At 56.4% G+C, this 14,757-nt stretch carries 15 protein-coding genes, 3 tRNA genes and 1 pseudogene; 11 read left to right on the forward strand and 8 right to left on the reverse strand.

Features of this window, described 5'->3' with window-relative positions; translation table 11 throughout:
• Nucleotides 1-2: 2 nt before the first annotated feature.
• On the reverse strand, nt 3-425 hold the full coding sequence (locus BK662_RS15605) for a phasin family protein (RefSeq protein ID WP_007899266.1): 423 nt from the start codon (nt 423-425) through the stop codon (nt 3-5).
• A 247-nt stretch (nt 426-672) separates the two neighbouring features.
• Nucleotides 673-948: a polyhydroxyalkanoic acid system family protein gene (locus tag BK662_RS15610; RefSeq protein WP_030129232.1), complete on the reverse strand. Its 276-nt coding sequence runs from the start codon at nt 946-948 to the stop codon at nt 673-675.
• A gap of 153 nt (nt 949-1,101) precedes the next feature.
• On the opposite strand from BK662_RS15610, the gene ubiE reads away from it, so the two are divergent.
• The 11 genes from ubiE (at nt 1,102) to BK662_RS15670 (ending at nt 9,953) form a co-directional block, all read left to right on the forward strand.
• On the forward strand, nt 1,102-1,872 hold the full coding sequence (ubiE, locus tag BK662_RS15615; RefSeq protein WP_008005057.1) for a bifunctional demethylmenaquinone methyltransferase/2-methoxy-6-polyprenyl-1,4-benzoquinol methylase UbiE: 771 nt from the start codon (nt 1,102-1,104) through the stop codon (nt 1,870-1,872).
• Nucleotides 1,872-2,495 carry a ubiquinone biosynthesis accessory factor UbiJ gene (locus tag BK662_RS15620; RefSeq protein WP_123358797.1) on the forward strand — a complete coding sequence of 208 codons (624 nt, stop codon included), beginning with the start codon at nt 1,872-1,874 and terminating at the stop codon, nt 2,493-2,495. The genes ubiE and BK662_RS15620 overlap by 1 nt, the downstream gene beginning before the upstream one ends.
• Entirely contained in the window at nt 2,492-4,096 is a 1,605-nt protein-coding gene (gene ubiB, locus BK662_RS15625) for a ubiquinone biosynthesis regulatory protein kinase UbiB (RefSeq protein WP_123358798.1), read from the forward strand. Before BK662_RS15620 ends, ubiB begins: the two co-directional genes overlap by 4 nt.
• Before the next feature lie 91 nt (nt 4,097-4,187).
• The gene (gene hisI, locus BK662_RS15630) at nt 4,188-4,589 is read left to right on the forward strand and encodes a phosphoribosyl-AMP cyclohydrolase (RefSeq protein WP_007899278.1); all 402 of its coding nucleotides are present in this window, start codon (nt 4,188-4,190) and stop codon (nt 4,587-4,589) included.
• The gene (locus tag BK662_RS15635; RefSeq protein WP_007899279.1) at nt 4,582-4,914 is read left to right on the forward strand and encodes a phosphoribosyl-ATP diphosphatase; all 333 of its coding nucleotides are present in this window, start codon (nt 4,582-4,584) and stop codon (nt 4,912-4,914) included. Before hisI ends, BK662_RS15635 begins: the two co-directional genes overlap by 8 nt.
• A 24-nt stretch (nt 4,915-4,938) precedes the next feature.
• Nucleotides 4,939-5,217: a twin-arginine translocase TatA/TatE family subunit gene (locus BK662_RS15640; RefSeq protein ID WP_123358799.1), complete on the forward strand. Its 279-nt coding sequence runs from the start codon at nt 4,939-4,941 to the stop codon at nt 5,215-5,217.
• 10 nt (nt 5,218-5,227) lie between these two features.
• The gene (gene tatB / locus BK662_RS15645) at nt 5,228-5,653 is read left to right on the forward strand and encodes a Sec-independent protein translocase protein TatB (RefSeq protein ID WP_123358800.1); all 426 of its coding nucleotides are present in this window, start codon (nt 5,228-5,230) and stop codon (nt 5,651-5,653) included.
• Nucleotides 5,650-6,444, forward strand: coding sequence for a twin-arginine translocase subunit TatC (tatC, locus tag BK662_RS15650; RefSeq protein ID WP_123358801.1), 795 nt, complete (start codon nt 5,650-5,652; stop codon nt 6,442-6,444). Before tatB ends, tatC begins: the two co-directional genes overlap by 4 nt.
• Nucleotides 6,441-7,148: a 16S rRNA (uracil(1498)-N(3))-methyltransferase gene (locus tag BK662_RS15655; protein ID WP_123358802.1), complete on the forward strand. Its 708-nt coding sequence runs from the start codon at nt 6,441-6,443 to the stop codon at nt 7,146-7,148. The genes tatC and BK662_RS15655 overlap by 4 nt, the downstream gene beginning before the upstream one ends.
• A 187-nt stretch (nt 7,149-7,335) precedes the next feature.
• A complete protein-coding gene (locus tag BK662_RS15665) occupies nt 7,336-9,252 on the forward strand; it encodes a methyl-accepting chemotaxis protein (RefSeq protein ID WP_123358803.1) in 1,917 nt (638 codons plus the stop codon).
• A gap of 332 nt (nt 9,253-9,584) precedes the next feature.
• A complete protein-coding gene (locus tag BK662_RS15670) occupies nt 9,585-9,953 on the forward strand; it encodes a hypothetical protein (RefSeq protein WP_123358804.1) in 369 nt (122 codons plus the stop codon).
• 782 nt (nt 9,954-10,735) lie between these two features.
• Here BK662_RS15670 and BK662_RS15680 read toward each other — a convergent pair.
• The 6 genes and pseudogenes from BK662_RS15680 to BK662_RS15700 form a co-directional block, all read right to left on the reverse strand.
• Nucleotides 10,736-10,852: pseudogene (locus tag BK662_RS15680) on the reverse strand (peptide ABC transporter ATP-binding protein); the annotation flags it as partial.
• A 61-nt stretch (nt 10,853-10,913) separates the two neighbouring features.
• Nucleotides 10,914-12,743: a hypothetical protein gene (locus BK662_RS15685; protein ID WP_123358806.1), complete on the reverse strand. Its 1,830-nt coding sequence runs from the start codon at nt 12,741-12,743 to the stop codon at nt 10,914-10,916.
• Nucleotides 12,744-12,836: 93 nt separating this feature from the next.
• Nucleotides 12,837-14,219 (reverse strand): MATE family efflux transporter, encoded by a 1,383-nt coding sequence (locus BK662_RS15690; protein ID WP_123358807.1) that lies wholly within the window; start codon nt 14,217-14,219, stop codon nt 12,837-12,839.
• 110 nt (nt 14,220-14,329) lie between these two features.
• Nucleotides 14,330-14,402, reverse strand: a tRNA-Lys gene (locus tag BK662_RS34805).
• A 55-nt stretch (nt 14,403-14,457) separates the two neighbouring features.
• A tRNA-Lys gene (locus tag BK662_RS15695) sits at nt 14,458-14,530 on the reverse strand.
• A gap of 55 nt (nt 14,531-14,585) precedes the next feature.
• A tRNA-Lys gene (locus BK662_RS15700) sits at nt 14,586-14,658 on the reverse strand.
• Nucleotides 14,659-14,757 lie beyond the last annotated feature (99 nt).

A 14,757-nucleotide genomic window follows, 5' to 3' on the forward strand; every position in this document is an offset into this window, starting at 1 on the left:
CCTTAAGATTTACGCGCGACACGTTCGAGCAATGCCGTCAGCTCATCGAGCTTAGCAGAGAGTGTCTCAACGTCATGTTTAGACGGAATGCCGATACGATTCAAGGCACTTGCGATACGTGTATCGAAAGCCCTTTCGACTTTGTCGAGTTGAAGTTCGACTTTGCCTTTGAAAGTGCTCACTTCACTCTTGGCTTCATCGATCTCGGCATTGGCCGCTTCAAGTTTTTCAGTGACTACTTTTTTGCCTTTCTTTTCAACAGCTTGACCAGCCTTGATCAGCTCTTGAACGTACTCGCTACCCTCTTGGCCGACCTTGGTGTAAGCACCCAGACCCGCGAGCCAGATCTTGCGGGCATACGATTTGACGTCGCCCAGGGCGTTAGTTTCAACGTCGACTTTTTTCTTCAAAATAACTTTGGCCATGGTGCACCTCACGCGCAGAAGGGTCGAGGAACTGCCCGCAAAGAGTCGGGCTCAGGCACAAAGTAGTGAGAATAATTAGAAACGGCACCCTAACAAGTGACATAAACCTTTGGGCGCACCACAAACAAATGTGGGAGCGAGCCTGCTCGCGAAGAGGCAGGCACATTCAACATTGATGTCGACTGAAAGACCGCTTTCGCGAGCAGGCTCGCTCCCACAGGGACCGCATTCCACAGATGGAAGTGGATCAGGTCAGTGCTTTATCGAGCGCCCTTTCGATTTCCGATTTGATGGTGCCGCTCATGGCGGACATCAACAGGCCCAGTTCGACATCGACCTTGATCGAGTCCTCGCCCACATACACCGCCCCTTTTACACCCGAGCGTCTGAGATTCAGGGTGTCACCGGACCACTGCGGCTCCAGGCCATATTGTTCGGACAGTTTCTGCGCCAACTTGTCGGCCTTCTCGCGAGCCGCTTCCTTACCCAGGCCGTGGGCACGTTCAACACTAATACGGGCCATCGAATGACTCCTGCTTTATGAATACTTCCTGAAAATCTTGACCGTAGCTGCGTCAAAACGTCCCGGTGGTTGCCTATCTTACCTTCAGCCTTGCCAAGACAAAGCAGGCCACCGGGATTAGAATGTCGCGCATTCTCTTTTGGTGACAGCGATATGACTGATCAGCGCAAAGGCAGCGATGCCGAACCCACCACTCACTTCGGCTTCAAAAACGTTCCGGAAAGCCAGAAAGCGGAAAAAGTCGCTGAAGTTTTCCACTCGGTAGCCGCCAAGTACGACCTGATGAACGACCTTCTGTCGGGCGGCATGCACCGTCTGTGGAAGCGTTTCGCGATCGAACTGTCGGGCGTGCGCACCGGTAACCGCGTGCTGGACATCGCCGGCGGCACTGGCGACCTGACCCGCAAGTTCTCGCATCTCGTGGGGCCGACGGGTCAGGTAGTGTTGGCCGACATCAACGAATCCATGCTCAAGGTCGGTCGTGACCGCCTGCTGGATCTGGGTGTGTCCGGCAACGTCGAATTCGTCCAGGCCGATGCTGAAAAGCTGCCGTTCCCGGACAACCATTTCGATTGCGTGACCATCGCTTTCGGCCTGCGCAACGTGACGCATAAAGAAGACGCCCTGCGCTCGATGCTGCGCGTGCTGAAACCGGGCGGCCGTTTGCTGGTGCTGGAATTCTCCAAACCGACCAACGCGCTGATGTCCAAAGCCTACGACGCCTATTCGTTCGCCTTCATGCCGTTGATGGGCAAGCTGATCACCAATGATTCGGAAAGCTATCGCTACCTGGCCGAATCGATCCGCATGCACCCGAACCAGGAAACCCTGAAGTCGATGATGGTCGAGGCCGGTTTCGACCGCGTGACGTACCACAACATGACCGCAGGCATCGTCGCCCTGCACCGCGGCATCAAACCCTGATGTTGCTGGCCGGCCTGCTCGCCAGCGTTGAACTCGGTTTGAACCGGGTGCTGCGTCTCGACAGCACGGCACTGCCGCGGCTGGCGCATTTGAGTGGCAAGGTGATTGCCGTCGACTGCCGTAGCCCTGCGTTGCAACTGTTCATCTTGCCCAGCGATGAAGGCCTGATGCTCGCCTCCCAGTGGGAAACCGGCGCCGACTGCACCTTGCGCGCACCGGCCTCAAGCCTGCTGAAACTGGCGACGAGCAAGGACAAGACTTCGGTTCTGCATGCCCCGGAAGTCGAACTCGACGGCGACAGCGGCGTGCTGCTGGAACTGGCGGCGATCCTTCAGGACCTCGAACTGGACTGGGAGTACGAACTCTCGCGCTGGCTGGGACCTGTGGCCACGCAACTGGTCGGCGGTCATCTGCGCAGTCGCGCACGCTGGTATCAACAAGGGTTCGCCAGCCTGAACCAGAACCTGGGTGAATACCTGGCCGAAGAATCGCGCGCCCTCGTAGGTCAGCGCGAAGCTGACGCCCGTTTTAATGAACTGGACCAGATCAAGCTCGATCTGGAACGTCTCGAGGCGCGTTTCGAGCGCCTTTTCCGATCCCTCGACCCAAGCGATAACGCATGAAGCTGCTTGCCGTCCGCCGTTTGTTGCGCATCCAGCGCGTTGTGATTCGCTACCGCCTCGATGACTTGCTGTTCGCCCTGCCACTGCCCTGGTTTCTGCTGGCGCTGCGCTACGCCTTGCCGTGGCGCTGGTTTCCGCGCAAGACGCTGGACCTGAGCCGTGGCGCGCGACTGCGCCTGGCATTACAGGACCTGGGGCCGATTTTCATCAAGTTTGGCCAGATTCTTTCGACGCGCCGCGACCTGCTGCCCGAAGACATCGCCGATGAACTGATGAAGCTGCAGGACCGCGTGCCCCCGTTCGACTCGCAAGTGTCGATCAGGCTGATCGAAGAGCAGCTCGGCAAAAAAATCAGTGAAGTCTTCAGCCGTTTCGACGTCGAACCGCTGGCCTCGGCCTCGGTGGCGCAAGTGCATGCCGCGCAGCTGAAAACCGGTGAAGAAGTCGTCGTCAAAGTGATCCGTCCGGGCCTAAAACCGATCATTGCCCAGGATCTGGCGTGGCTGTTCATTCTTGCCCGCGCCGCGGAAAAGCTCTCGGCCGATGCTCGCTTGCTGCACCCGGTGGACGTGGTCAGCGACTACGAAAAAACCATCTACGACGAACTCGACCTGCTGCGCGAGGCGGCTAACGCCAGCCAGCTGAAGCGCAATTTCGAAGGTTCGCCGCTGCTCTATGTGCCGCAAGTCTATTGGGACTGGTGCCGGCCGAAAGTGCTGGTGATGGAGCGCATCTACGGGATTCAGGTCACCGACCTCGCGACCCTGGCCGACCAGCGCACCGACATGAAAATGCTCGCCGAGCGTGGTGTGGAGATTTTCTTCACCCAGGTGTTCCGCGACAGCTTCTTCCACGCCGACATGCACCCCGGCAACATCTTCGTCAGCACCGTGCAACCGTGGAGCCCGCAGTACATTGCGATCGACTGCGGCATCGTCGGCAGCCTGACCCCGGAAGACCAGGACTATCTGGCGCGTAACCTGTTCGCGTTCTTCAAGCGTGATTACCGGCGTGTCGCGCAGTTGCACATCGATTCGGGCTGGGTGCCGGCGGAAACCAAACTCAACGAATTCGAAGCGGCGATCCGGACGGTGTGCGAGCCGATTTTCGAAAAACCGTTAAAAGATATTTCCTTCGGTCAGGTGCTGATGCGCCTGTTCCAGACCGCTCGACGCTTCAACATGGAAGTGCAGCCGCAGTTGGTACTGCTACAAAAAACCCTGCTGAACATCGAAGGCCTGGGCCGTCAGCTGTACCCGGACCTCGATCTGTGGAACACCGCCCAGCCGTTCCTCGAACGCTGGATGCGCGAGCGCGTCAGCCCCAAAGCCTTATTAGGCAACGTGCAGAGCCAGTTCGAACAGATCCCGCATCTGGCCAACATGGCCCGCGACCTGCTCGAGCGCATGTCCCAGCCCCACGCCAACGACCCACCGCCCCCTTGGCACAAGCGTAAGGACGACTGGTTCCTGCGGTTGCTCGGCACCGCTCACCTGGCGGGTGGCACGATACTCGCCGCCGGTGGCCCGCTGAACGAATTGGGGCATTGGCCCGCCGGAATCATGGTGGCGGTCGGCTTGTATCTGGTCGTTCGCCGATAGCCAGTTGGATGATCGGCTGGCACACTGTTTGAACGCTGAATTTGAACATTGGCCTCAACTATTGAAGTAGAGCCCGCTGTCGGAGTCGAAGATGAAAAACTGGCTGGACGAGATCAAGTGGGACGCCGATGGCCTGGTGCCGGCGATTGCCCAGGATCACAAGACCGGACGCGTCCTGATGATGGCCTGGATGAACCGCGAAGCGCTGGAATTGACCGCTGCCGAGAACCGTGCCATTTACTGGTCACGTTCCCGTGGCAAGCTGTGGCGCAAGGGCGAAGAGTCCGGTCACGTGCAAACCCTGCATGAGATGCGCCTGGACTGTGACGCTGACGTGATCATCCTGATGGTTGAGCAGATCGGCGACATCGCCTGCCATACCGGCCGTCAGAGCTGCTTCTACCGCGTCTTCGAGAACGGCGACTGGAAAACCGTCGACCCGGTGCTGAAAGACCCGCACGCTATCTATTCCGCAGGACACACACATGAGTGACACTTTGACCCGTCTGGCCCAGGTGCTGGAAGAGCGCAAAGGCGCCGCTGCCGACAGCTCGTATGTCGCCAGTCTGTACCACAAGGGCTTGAACAAGATTCTGGAAAAAGTCGGCGAAGAGTCGGTCGAAACCATCATTGCCGCCAAGGATGCCGCCATCAGCGGTGACTGCAGCGATGTGATCTATGAGACCGCCGATTTGTGGTTCCACAGCATGGTCATGCTCGCCCAGCTGGGGCAGCATCCACAGGCTGTGCTCGATGAACTGGACCGTCGCTTCGGTCTGTCCGGACACGCCGAGAAAGCCTCTCGCCCGTCCGCCTGAACAACTATTTGAGAGGAACGCAACATGGGCATTTTTGACTGGAAACACTGGATCGTCATCCTGGTTGTCGTGGTGCTGGTGTTCGGCACCAAGAAGCTGAAAAACCTCGGCACTGACGTGGGCGAGTCGATCAAGGGCTTTCGTAAAGCCATGAACGACGACGAGAAACCGGCCGACCCGACAGCGACCCCGGCCCAACCGGTTCCACCTGTTCAGCCACAGACCACACAGTCTGTGAACCCGCCGCACACCATCGACGTGCAGGCGCAAAAGGTCGAAGAGCCGATCCGCAAAGACTCGTGAGCACTGACTAATGTTTGGTATCAGCTTCTCTGAACTGCTGCTTGTCGGCCTCGTCGCCCTGCTGGTGCTGGGCCCCGAGCGTCTGCCGGGCGCTGCGCGCACCGCCGGCCTGTGGGTTGGTCGGCTGAAGCGCAGCTTCAACGCGATCAAACAGGAAGTTGAACGTGAAATCGGTGCCGACGAGATTCGTCGACAACTGCACAACGAGCACATTCTGTCCCTGGAGCAGGAGGCGCGGAAGATCTTCACGCCGACTCAGCAGGAGCCGACGCCGGTGGAACCTGTAGCGACGCAGACGATTCATCCGCCGGCGGCTGAAGCTGCACCGGTGGTTGCAGCCACTGAACCTGCACTTCCAGTAGAACCTGTTGCTCCTGCCGCCGCGCCGACAACGCCGGCGCCTCACGACACCACTTTGCCGCCGCGAGCCCCATGAGCGATCTCCCCGAAAACGACCAGCACATGCCGCTGGTTTCGCACCTCACCGAGTTGCGCACTCGCCTGCTGCGTTGCGTAGCGGCGATCTTCATCATCTTCGCCGGGTTGTTTGCCTTCACCCAGCAGATCTACACCTTCGTCTCCACGCCGCTACGGCAGTATCTGCCGGCTGGCGCGACGATGATCGCCACTGACGTGTCGTCGCCGTTCCTGACGCCGCTGAAGCTGACCATGATGGTCTCGCTGTTCCTGGCAATCCCGGTGATCCTGCATCAGATCTGGGGCTTCATCGCGCCGGGCCTGTACAAGCATGAGAAGCGCATCGCGGTGCCGTTGCTGGTCTCCAGCATTCTGCTGTTCTACACCGGCATGGCCTTCGCCTATTTCCTGGTGTTCCCGTTGATCTTCAAATTCTTCGCCGCAGCCACCCCGGCCGGCGTGGAAATGATGACCGACATCACCAGCTACCTTGATTTCGTCATGACGCTGTTCTTCGCCTTCGGTGTGGCGTTCGAAATCCCGGTGGCCGTGGTATTGCTGGTGTGGATCGGCGTGGTCGACGTCAAATACCTGAAGAAGATCCGCCCATACGTGATCATCGGCTGCTTCGTGGTCGGCATGATCCTGACCCCGCCAGACATTTTCTCGCAGACGCTGCTGGCCGTACCGATGTGGCTGCTGTTCGAGATCGGCATCCTGTTCGGTAGCCTCATCAGCAAGCGCGGCGAGCACCCGGACGATCAGCCGGCTGACGATCACAACGACCAGCCACCAGCGACCCAAGCGTGAACCTGCTGCTGCTCGAAGAGGCTGATTTCATTGCGGCCGACCGGGCGATCCTGCGCGATCGCCGGTTGACTCATATGCAGGAAGTCCACCGCTCGGTGGTCGGCGACAGCCTGCGGGTCGGGCGTATCGGCGGCCTGATGGGCTCGGCCGAGTTGTTGCGCCTGGACGCCGATGAAGCCGAGTTGCGTGTCACCCTCGACCAGCCTCCACCGGCCAAGCTGCCACTGACCCTGTTACTGGCTCTGCCACGACCGAAAATGCTCCGTCGGGTGTTTCAGACCGTGGCCGCCATGGGTGTGCCGCGAATCGTGCTGGTGAACAGCTATCGCGTCGAGAAGAGCTTCTGGCAAACCCCATTCCTGGAACCCGAGGCGATTCGCGAGCAATTGATCCTGGGTCTTGAACAGGCCCGGGACAGCGTGCTGCCGGAGGTTGTCATCGAGAAGCGCTTCAAGCCCTTTGTCGAAGACCGTCTGCCGGCCATTACCGAAGGCACCCTCGGCCTGGTCGGTCATCCCGGTAACTACCCGCCCTGCCCTCGTGGCCTGAACGAACCCGTGACCCTGGCCATCGGTCCCGAAGGCGGCTGGATTCCCTACGAAATCGACTTGCTGGCCAAGGCCGGCTTGCAACCGGTGCAACTCGGCGATCGCATCTTGCGGGTTGAGACCGCCGTCACTGCGCTGCTCTCTCGTTTGTTTTAACCCTTCCGGATCACACCTCCCCATGTAGGAGCTGCCGAAGGCTGCGATCTTTTGATTTTTAGAATCAAGATCAAAAGATCGCAGCCTTCGGCAGCTCCTACGGGATCGTGCCTTGACGCCTATAGAACCCTGCCAACCGGCCGATACAGTTCCCATAAAACCGATTAGGTCCTAGGGGAGTTGCAGCATGTACCGTTGGCTAGCCGAGAAACTGGGAAACGTAAGCGTCAATCGCAAACTGGGTATCGGCTTCGGTCTGGTGCTGCTTCTGACCTTGTTGATCACCTTCACCGGCTGGACCGGTCTGAGCGGTGTGATCAGCCGTGGCGATACGCTTGGGTTTATTTCCAGCCTCAATGAGCTGACCAAAGACCTGCGCCTCGCCCGCCTGGATTACGACATGCGCCGTGGCGAACAAGGCCCGGGCGCCGTCAACGAGCTGATCGGCCAACTCGATACCGGCCTGAAAACCGCCCGCACGCTGATCGAACAGCCTGCCGACGTGGCAATGATCGACCAGCAATTGGCCGCAGTCAGCGAGTACAAACGCGCTTTCGCGGACATGACTCAAGCCACCGCCACCCGCGAAGATGCTCGCAGTAAACTGGGCGCCACCGCCGATAAAGCCGTGGCCCGGGTCGCTGAAGTCGAAAAATCCCTGTTGCAAGGCGACAGCGTCGCTCAGTTCAACAGCGTGATCGACCTGAGCAAGCTGATCCAGCAAGCGCGCTTTCAAGTGCGCGGTTACACCTACAGCGGCAAACCCGAGGCCGAGCAGCCGGCGTTGGACGCCATCGGCAACGCGCTGAAAAACCTTGAAAGCCTGCCGTCTCAACTGCCGGAACAGCACATCGCCAACCTGCAACAGGCGACCGATTCGCTCAAAGCTTACCGCGCAGCCGTCAGCCAGTTCCGCGACTCCCAGGTCGCCAGCGCCGCTGCCCTCAAGCGTATGAGCGCGCAAGGCGACATTCTGTTCGACGTCAGCAAAAAGCTCACCGTCTCGCAAACCGTCGTGCGTGACACCGATGCGGCACACGCCAAAAACCTGCTGCTGATGGCCACCGTACTGGCGTCGGCCTTTGGTTTGTTCGCGGCTTGGGCCATCACTCGCCAGATCGTCATCCCTCTGAGCCAGACCCTCAAAGTGGCCGAGCGTGTCGCCGCGGGCGACCTGACTCACAACCTGACTTCCGAACGCCAGGACGAACTGGGTCAGCTACAGCGCGCCATGCAGAGCATGACCCTGGGCTTGCGGGAATTGATCGGCGGCATCAGCGATGGCGTGACCCAAATCGCCAGCGCCGCTGAAGAGCTGTCCGCCGTCACCGAGCAAACCAGCGCCGGGGTCAACAGCCAGAAGGTCGAGACCGATCAGGTGGCCACCGCCATGCACGAAATGACCGCCACTGTGCAGGAAGTCGCGCGCAACGCCGAGGAAGCGTCCGAAGCCGCCGTCGCCGCCGACCAACAGGCTCGCGAGGGCGATCGGGTAGTCGGCGAAGCCATCGCCCAGATCGAGCGCCTGGCCATCGAAGTCGGCAACTCCACCGCCGCCATGGGCGACCTGAAGCGCGAAAGCGACAAGATCGGCAGCGTGCTTGACGTGATCAAGTCCGTGGCCCAGCAAACCAACCTGCTGGCGCTCAACGCCGCCATCGAAGCCGCCCGCGCCGGTGAGGCAGGACGGGGTTTCGCAGTGGTCGCCGACGAAGTTCGCAGCCTCGCTCAGCGCACCCAGAAGTCCACCGAAGAAATCGAAGAGTTGATCGTCGGCCTGCAAACCGGCACCCAGCACGTCGCCAATATCATGGACAACAGCCGCACCCTGACCGACAGCAGCGTCGAACTGACCCGCCGAGCCGGTGGTTCGCTGACCAACATCACCCGCACCGTGTCGGCGATCCAGTCGATGAACCAGCAAATCGCCGCAGCAGCCGAGCAACAGAGCGCCGTGGCTGAAGAGATCAACCGCAGCGTGCTGAACGTGCGAGATGTGTCCGAGCAGACTTCGGCCGCCAGTGAAGAGACCGCGGCCTCCAGCGTGGAGCTGGCGCGGCTTGGCACCCATTTGCAGATGCTGGTGGGGCGATTCAAGGTTTAAAGGGCATAACAATAGGCTTGTGGCGAGGGAGCCCCGCTTCCGCCGAGTTGCGATTGGGGCCGTCTTCGCCGGCATGCCGGTCTCGCTCCCACATTAGACCAAGTCGTCGATAACTGTTTGTTAAATTAAAATGCTCGACGGTAGACCACTTTAATCACTCTCTCCACTAACAGTTCTGATAGTGGTAGATGGTCCTGGCAACGCGTTAAATCAACCCTGATATTAACGCATAAACAGGTGCCATCATATCAATCCAAGAGTAAGATCACGAACCGCAAACGCCTGACTCATTTTTATTACCGCCCACCGTGTCTGACACGGAAAATGATGTCTTGAACTACAACACCCTCACGGCCAGCCCCGTCGTCACCGTTCTGCCGTGGATAGGAATCAACAGCCAGTCAAAACTATGGCTACGCTGCGAATGCACATACGCCGATGGGCGCGGCGGTGTCATTGAGTTGGCAGAGGCCGTACCCGTGGACGATGCGACAGGCGCATCAACATTCTCCTGTGAACTGCCACTTGATGAGCTGGCCAAGTTGGGCGATAACACAGACATTGTAATCATCCTGATGGCCAGTAACGATGGCACAATGGAAAAACAATCCCTCAGCAGTATCCGCTACAACCTGATGTTTCAACACGCTGTAACCCTGACGGATTGCCGCCGCTGGATGACAATATCGGCCCCGCCCTGAAACACTTGAAAATACGTGATCTGATATTGCCGCTGGCCCATGATGCAGTCGTCGACCAGAAAGGGGCTGGATGGCCGGCTGATTGGTGGGGCGCTTGTCTGGACGACTCTTTTGACTATCAGCTGGATAATGGTATTCGAGCACTTGACCTGCGCGTGTACAGAGACGGCACTAAGCACAGGTTTGAACCCAATGGTTATCACGCAGATCGCTACCTACACGATTGCACAAACGTAGTCTTAAATTTCACAACACAGAATCCTGGCGAGTTAGTGATATTAGACTTCCATGAGGTATCCCTGGACGGTCTTGAGAGCTACGCATTCAGATTATTGCTCGGAAACATCGGGGATCGATGCATTCCCGCCGACGCACACGACCTGACGATCAAACAAATTCGCAGCCGATACCCTGGAAAAAATATTATTGTCGCGTAGAACTTTGCACATTCAATTCGCTGGCCAAAAGTTCATTAAACATGGACTGGGCGGCCTGACAACGCCGCAGGCCAGATCGCCATGCACATGGACAGAATCTGGAGCGAGCCGCTGCCAACCGGACTTTGGTCCATGTTTGCATGCGGCTACGATGCTTTTTCCGGCCCTATACGATACAACTCTTCAGCGATTTTCTGGGACCGTTTTTTAGCCGATTGGGATCGGATAAATATCGCCAACCCACCTGCGGCAAGCAGCGCCCCTGGAAATATCGCTAAGCAATGTCTGGATGAAATTTTCAGCAACCGCAGGCCGTGATCTTCACGGCCTTATTCACCAGCAACCTTACAGCACCTGCTTTAAAAACGCCCGAGCCCGCGGTTCCTTTGGCGCGTCGAAAAACTCTGCTGGCGAGGCATCTTCCAGCAGTTTCCCGTGATCGAAAAACAACACTCGATCCGCCGCTAGATATTCATGATCGGTCAACGTAGTCAACATAACACCTCCTTGTTAACGTTTGCCGCTAGGGCAACGTGATTTTCAGACAACGAACTACCCCGGACAGGTTATTCCCGAAGGATTCGAAGAACGGTATGAGTCCGTGGGGCATTGCCTGATAGATTTCCATTCCTTGGTAAAAGCGACGCAGATAGCTATTCGTCACCGGTAGCCCCACATGACAAATCGCCTGGGCTATGAACTGCTTTGGTACATTATTGTAGGTCGCCTTACAGTTAATGTAATAGGTACTCAATCCACAGCGCTTAGCGAATTCGGCAACGCAGCCCAAGATATCCAGCATCCGCTCTTCGGATTGCAGCAGGCGGCCACCACCCTCGACGCCGTCAAGCAACAGCCCGGGGGCACCTTCAACGTCTGCTACGGCAATAAGATTAATGCGGCCAATGCGCCGCCCTTGATACCAAACATATAGGCGACATAAATTCGGCTCCACCAAATAGCCTGGGGCATTATTGACAGCGTAATCACCAATACCGGTACATGAGTAAAACTCATCGGAGCGGCTGTAGTCCTGCCATGGATTTCTGTTCCAAGTACTAATAAACACCCGTTGTCTTGACTGCCGGTCTCTAAAACTTTCCCGATCTTGGTCGTCGAGGTAAATTCTGATACTTGCAATATCTTCAGGCACCAGTATTTCGCTGCTGTCTTTGGGAAAAGCTGCATCTATCATCATTCGCAAACGAGCTTCGGTGTACTCGGCATTTCGATCGAACAGCGATTTGTTCCCGTACACCAAGGTTTGCCGGGCAACTTTGTCGTACGTCGCTTCGATAGCCTGCCCTAAAAGTGTCCTAAAACGGGCGATACCTATTTCGCCGCCCCAATAGTCGAAAGGTGAAAACCAGAAAGCGGTATAGGAGTCGGCGATACGCATACGCGCATTAATGAAGGCATGCTGATGTTCGAACCATCTATTGAAATCATTGATCGCCAGCTGATACCGCATGTTCTCGAGTGTTTTCGGGTCCATGAAACTCATATTAGAAATAATCGCGGAGACCAATCCGCCATCGAACACCCCGGGAGCATCTATATGCGATATCAAACTCGCGCCATCCAATTGTTCAACAGATGCCGTGACCGTACGAATCCCTCCAACCTTCGGCAAACCATTGGCCAGTAGATAATGGAAGTAGTCAACACTTTCATCTAACAGGTCGCCTAGGCGTTCATGTACCGACTGAATGCTATGCCGTGAAAATACTACATCGGCATTTTCCAGCAACGCAACGGCGCCAAAACTGCCATAACGGGCGTGTACATCGCAGACCAATGCCACCAGCGCATCCAAGTCCGTGACAGGTAAGTGTCGATTATAGTTCTTGATATGGATGAGTAAGGGGGCGCAGCAAGGGCCTAGTTCGTCCTTGTGTAGTAGCACACAGTCCATGACGGCTCGATAGTAGGCGACGCCTACCACTTCAAGGATCGACTCCAAATCATCACACAGAGCAGAGTCGGAAGTGCCGATCAGATAGGACAGACCGCGTGCAGATTGATCCTTAATGGCCAGCAGAAATCTCACGAAAACCTGCATATCCAAGTGACGTTTGATCAGCGGGATCTGTTCTATCAAATAAGCCGCGACAAAGGCGCTATTGCGCTCCAATTCAAGAATGCTGGGCAAGAACCACACCCACTCCTCACCGCTGAGTTCAAGCACATGACAGTGATGCTTAAGTATATTATTGACCAACACATCGTCACAGGCCGCAATCCGCGACAGCAATCCATCAACGGCAGTCGCAAGCTCGGTACCATGGAACTGCTCAAGACAGTTGATTGAAACTTCATAAGCGTCAATGTAAGTAACCAGTACTTCACGCATACGCACTCCCCCTAATACCGACCGGCGATCGCTCCAAAAACACTGATGATTAGCCGCTTGACCCGCTTCGGCCGTCTTGGCTATTTGTCGCGACTAGTCGTATGCAGAGCTCATTCTTAGCAGGGAACTGTTAGGTCTGGTGACAAGTAAAAGCCGTAACATCAGCAGCAACAGTGAAAGGAGATGGCTGAAAATCAGCGCCACCCATAGGCCGACTACCCCCTGATCCAGATTGAACGCCAAGTAGTACCCCCCAGCCACACCGATCAGCCAAGCGGTAGTGGTATTTATAAGGAAAGGCACCTTGGTATCCTCCAAGCCCTTCAGTGCTCCGAGCAGAATTACCTGGACACACTCAACGACGATGCTGAGAGCAGCAAGGCAAATAATCAGATTGAACTGGGTTAGAAGGCCGAAGTTCGATGAGTCGTTGACATTGAAGAACATTGATGCAACCAACGTTGAATCGAAAAATACGACAAAGGCGAAGGGAAACAAGAACAGCATGCTGACCATGGACGCCACCACCGTCAGCCTCCGAACCTTATGCACGTTACCTAGCGCATGCTCTTGAGCGACACGAATGGCAATGGCTTCCCGAACCCCTTCAACCAGCATGAACACCGGGTAGATATAGGAAAACACCAACTGTGCCGCTGCCAACTCCAACGTTCCAACTTTCTCCGTAAAGAGCATTAGCACGATGAACATCAGCGAAATGACCAAGCTATTTGCGGATAGTGGCAACCCCATCGCCAAATATTTTTTAACCAAGGAAAATCGAGGCGTTACCCACCCCGTGAAGATGGCGTACGCCTTGCGAGATTTACGGTTGCTCAACGAATAGAGCGCGATCTCCGCAGCCAGCATTCCCCAGCTGACTAAGGAGGTCGAAAGGCCCGCACCGTATGCACCCAGCCGCGGAAAACCGAACTCGCCGAGAATAAGCACGTAGGAAATCACCGCTTTAAATACGCTAGCAAATAGGGTGATGTAGAGAATAGACGAGAAGTCAGAAACGGCCGCTGAGTGATCTCGCAGGACGCAGAACAAAGCTAACGGCAAGATTGAGTACACTGCTCCTTGCGCATATTGATCAGCCTGCAAAGACACCGCCAGGTCGACATTGAAGGCAACCAGCAAACTGTCAAGGTTCAACGTCACCAGAACGACTGGCAGGCTAAGTAGAAAGCACATGTAGAAACCGTGTTGTACATGTACCTCCACGGCCCGCTTATCCTGGATCGCGTCGTACTTGGCTGAGAAAACGGCGACCATGCCAATGACGCACAGGCAAATGACATTGGTGGCATCGAAAACAATACGAGCTCCTAGACCATAGCCGGCAATTTCATCTGCACGAAAGCGCCCCATAAATACGGAGTCAACGAATGCCATCATACTTTCAATCAAATAAACGATCGAAAGTGGCACTGCTACTTTGATGATACGTCGACCTTCAGCAATCCACTGCATACCTTGCATCCTTCATTTAATTCAGCACAGACAAGAAAACACAGTGTGCTCACAAGCTGCTCAATCGGTCTCTCGCCGAAGTGAACAAGCCGACCTTTCCGATGATTTGTGGAAGAGAGTGAGACTCGAACTCACGACTACCAACTTAAATAGTTGGCGCTCAAGCCACCGGGCATTCTCCCCCGCTTTACGTTTTGATTCCCGAACGCAAAAACAGCTGCGACCGGGTAAAAATGGTGGAAGAGAGTGAGACTCGAACTCACGACTACCAACTTAAATAGTTGGCGCCCAAGCCACCGGGCATTCTCCCCCGCTTTACGTCTTGCTTCCCGAACGCAAAAACAGCTGCGACCGGGTAAAAATGGTGGAAGAGAGTGAGACTCGAACTCACGACTACCAACTTAAATAGTTGGCGCCCAAGCCACCGGGCATTCTCCCCCGCTTTACGTCTTGCTTCCCGAACGCAAAAACAGCTGCGACCGGGCAAAAATGGTGGAAGAGAGTGAGACTCGAACTCACGACTACCAACTTAAATAGT

It is taken from the genome of Pseudomonas frederiksbergensis (assembly GCF_003732275.1).
GTDB lineage: Bacteria > Pseudomonadota > Gammaproteobacteria > Pseudomonadales > Pseudomonadaceae > Aquipseudomonas > Aquipseudomonas frederiksbergensis_H.